The sequence below is a fragment of the Streptomyces beigongshangae genome (assembly GCF_019710745.1).
GTDB lineage: Bacteria > Actinomycetota > Actinomycetes > Streptomycetales > Streptomycetaceae > Streptomyces > Streptomyces beigongshangae.
The window spans coordinates 1-433 of record NZ_JAHKJW010000196.1 but is presented as its reverse complement, the minus strand read 5'-3'; the positions used below and the strand labels follow the sequence as shown (position 1 = coordinate 433).

1 protein-coding gene is annotated in these 433 nt (G+C 81.1%); it reads right to left on the bottom strand.

Going from position 1 to position 433, the window contains the following annotated elements; translation table 11 throughout:
• Positions 1 to 433: acyl carrier protein (locus KM933_RS38815; protein WP_221362405.1), on the bottom strand; the 433-nt coding region annotated here is incomplete at both ends.

Here is a 433-nt window from a genome sequence, read left to right as displayed (position 1 = left end):
GGCGCGCCGTCGGCGCCCGCGCCGGCCAGTTCGGCGGCGAGCGCGTCGAGCCGGTCGAGTTCGGCGGCGCCCGGCGGCGCGGCGGACGGGGAGCCCGCGAGGAGCCGGTCGGCGAGGTGGCGGGCGAGCGCTTCGGGGGTGGGGTGGTCGAAGACCAGGGCGGCGGGCAGCCGGGTCCCGGTCGCCGCCATGAGCCGGTTGCGCAGTTCGACGCCGGTGAGGGAGTCGAAGCCCAGCTCCCTGAACGGCCGCGCCGCGCCGATCAGCTCGGTGGAGGCGTGTCCGAGGACGGCGGCGGCGTGGCCGCGTACCAGGCCGAGCAGGGTCCGGTGCGTCTCGGCGGGCGGCAGGGCCGCCAGCCGCGCGGCGAGCGGGGGCCCGTCGGCGGCGGACGGCGCCGCGGGTGCGGCGCTCCGGCGCGTGCCGCGTACCA